Source organism: Methylobacter sp. (genome assembly GCF_004322395.1).
Taxonomy (GTDB): domain Bacteria; phylum Pseudomonadota; class Gammaproteobacteria; order Methylococcales; family Methylomonadaceae; genus Methylobacter_A.
This window is the reverse complement of record NZ_SCTW01000014.1, coordinates 1-3,114: the sequence shown is the minus strand read 5'-3', so window position 1 is coordinate 3,114 and position 3,114 is coordinate 1. Positions and strand designations below refer to the sequence as shown.

The 3,114-nt window shown below is 47.0% G+C and carries 3 protein-coding genes; all 3 read right to left on the bottom strand.

The window, feature by feature from the left end; genetic code table 11:
* A partial coding sequence (locus EPO18_RS02420) for a transposase (RefSeq protein ID WP_292430015.1) occupies window positions 1–840 on the bottom strand: 840 nt, incomplete at its 3' end.
* Between the two features lie 381 nt (window positions 841–1,221).
* Window positions 1,222–1,650, bottom strand: coding sequence for a hypothetical protein (locus EPO18_RS02415; RefSeq protein WP_292430012.1), 429 nt, complete (start codon window positions 1,648–1,650; stop codon window positions 1,222–1,224).
* A partial coding sequence (locus EPO18_RS02410) for an RHS repeat domain-containing protein (protein WP_292430010.1) occupies window positions 1,647–3,114 on the bottom strand: 1,468 nt, incomplete at its 5' end. The genes EPO18_RS02415 and EPO18_RS02410, both read right to left, overlap by 4 nt.

Sequence of the window (3,114 nt, the reverse complement as noted above, 5' to 3'; positions counted from 1 at the left end):
CTTCTTTTCCGCCTGTTTCACTGCCCGGCTCACGGTGGCGTAACTCACGCCAAAATATTCACCTACTTGGGCAAGTGTATAGTGTCCACTCCAATACGCTTGAGTCATACTTTCGTCACGGGTTTTATATCGTTCAGCAAAATAGCTTAATGGTTTTACAGGAGCCTGTTTTTGCTTTTTGGGTATGTCTTTAAGCGATTGTTCCGGGTTGAGCTTGCATTGCATAGTATCTACAAAGTCGTCATTGCCTAGAAAAATCTGGTTTTTCAACTGTTGCCAGGGTGAAGGCTGTCCTTTGCCTTCTTGAACAAAATTGCGATAGCGTTGCTGGGCGATGTCTTTTGTTTCGGCAAATCCGGCGAGTATCCATTCGGTGGTTAAACAGGCATGGCTCTCATTGTATCCAGCCGTTGCACGATAGCTGCTCCACCGCCACTCTTTGGCGCTACGTACCCTCTGAGCACGCACCGGATTCAAAACAATGTAACGCGCCAATTCCAGCAAGTGGGAATCTTTCTGCACCAGTATGGCTTTGAACCGGCCTTGAAACACATGACCGACACGGTGATGTTGTCGATTGAAATATTGCGTGTACGTGCCATTGAGGAACTTCATGCCTTTGGACAAGGTTGGCGTATGGGTTTCAATCAGCAAATGGTAGTGATTGTCCATCAAGCAATAAGCGTGGCAATACCAATCGTAGCGATTGACCGTATTCTGCAGCAACATCAAAAACTGTTGACGATCAACATCATTACGATAGATGTCTTCCCGAGCGTTACCTCGCGCAGTCACATGATACAGCGCCCCGGCAAACTCAATTCTTAAAGGCCTCGCCATCTGTACATTCAATATAAAATTAAGCTGATCAAAAATTAAATCAATATGGCTTTCATGTCAAATGTAAGGCCTGACCCCGGATTTTCTTTTGAAGTACAACGTCCTCCACGACAAACTAACGCATCATCAGATAACTGATCTTCATTATTGCACTCATTATCACACTGTTGGGCATCCTAAGTGCTTGAGAAATTTTGTGCCGCCCAAATACCCGCTAAGGCAGCAGAACCGTACTTTAATTAGTCAGCCAAGGCTTTGACGTTATGGCCATGCCGGCCTGCATAAAAAACCCTCGCCTAGGCAGGGCAAGGGTTGTGTGGAAACAAAACATCCGGCGCAATACGCCAAGGCTATTACGCCTTAAGGCCTTAAAATACCCCATCACGTGGAAGTAAACATTGTTTCGTCTGAAATAGCTTTATCGACTAAACCATCTAGGTGTTCCTTAATTTCTGAACCATCAACTGATAAGGATTCAAGCACCTTTACAACACAATCAAAAAATATTTCCAATGGCTGTTTGCAATCCTCGTGTTTGTTAGCAGGTTTCCCGTTGTGTGGCAAAAAGATGGTGAACTCGATGTCTTTATCTTTTTTGAATATCGTCGGACCTCTAATTTCTGCTTTATTTATTTCGGATTTAGCACTTAGCCTAAAAATAACGTTAAAATCTCCGCTGTATTTTTTTAAAAACAATTCAGACGGTTTTACCAATTTAGTTAGCTCTTCGCTAATCCATTTTTGAAAGATATGCGAAAAAGGATAATTTATGCCGGGTTGTATATAAATTTGCCCTACAAAGATTCTCATGGCTTGTAACTTCTTTCATTGCCTAGTGGGATACTACCAGTTTGCCCAAAAATATCACTGATGCGAGCATTTTCTGCTGCTTTCGCTGCCCTTGTTGTTATCTCTCCTAAATTTTCTACCACTTGTGCTGGCACGTTACCTTTCCCATATGTTTTTTCTAATTCCCTAACTTGTTGATGCAGGCGAGTTGGTAATCCTGATGACTGGGTTATTCTATCTAAATCTGCTTTTCCTATTTTATACAACTTGCCGTTTATATATATCTCATAAATGCCAAAGTTGGAAATAGCGTCATTTGAATTTAGATGAAAATATTTCTCAGGACAGTTCAGTGGAGTTATATCTGAATCTGCTCCTGCGTCTTTTGAGTGAAAAAACAACTCAATAATCGCTTGCCATGATATTAATCCTTCTGGATCAATATCATTAACCGGGTTCCCGCCGACATAAATGTAAGTATTAATCCCACCAGCCAAGCCAATCGGGTCACTCTCGATATACCTCCCGGTTTGGGGATCATAATCCCTGAAGACATTATAAAACAACCCGATTTCCTGGTCGTAATACTGGCCCGGAAACCGTAGGTTGAATACGAAGTTGCCTAAGCCGGAAGGGTTCTGATCCGGCAAGCTGTTGCCGAACGCTTCGGATTCCCAGATCCAGACTACCCGGTTGTCTCCTGGCCGGGTGATTTTTCTTGGCGTGCCCAGATGATCGGCATGGATGTAGTAGAGGTCGGTGGTGGCTGTGGGGTTTGCTGGTGTTGCCGGTTTCAGCACCGCCACCGGCAAGTCGCCCAGCCAGATGATTTCCTGGACCAGTTGGCCTGTGGCGTCGTATTCACCGGTCAGGTGGCCTTGTTCATCGTAGAAGTATTGGCTGGTGTTGCCTAAGTGGGTTTTGCTGATGCGCTGGCCGAGCGGGTCGTAGCCGTATTGGGTGGTTTGCCCTGTTGCGGTATGGGTGGTTGCGATGCGCCTTCCTGCTGCGTTGTAGCTGTGGCTGTAGGTGCCGTCACTGATGAGGTTGCCTGCCGGGTCGTAGCTGTAGCTGACGGTTTGTGCGCCGCTCTGGCTTTGCAGACGGTTGCTGTTGGCATCGGTGCTGTAGCTGTGCAGTGTGGCGCTATCTGTTATTTTTTCTGTGCGATTGCCGCTCAGATCGTAACTGTAGTCGGTGCGGCTTTGTGCCGATTCGCCGCGTTGGCTGGAGGTCAATCGGTCGAGCTGGTCGTATTGGTGCTGTTGGTTTAGCTGGGGATCGATGTCGTCGATCGCGCTGGTTTGCCGTCCGGCTGCGTCGTAGCCGTAGGTGCGGCTGTTCGGCAGTTGGCTTTGGGCGTCAAAGCCCAGGCTGACGATCACGGGCCGCCCTGCAAGGTCGTGGAAGCGTTCGCTCTGCTGGTTGTTGCCCCAGTTCCAGCCGTTGACTTGGCCGTCGGGTTCGTAGGTGATCTGGCTGATG

Bases quoted from the DNA above. Each gene is read 5' to 3' on its own strand.
- EPO18_RS02415 (WP_292430012.1), bottom strand. From the start codon at position 1,650: ATGAGAATCTTTGTAGGGCAAATTTATATACAACCCGGCATAAATTAT.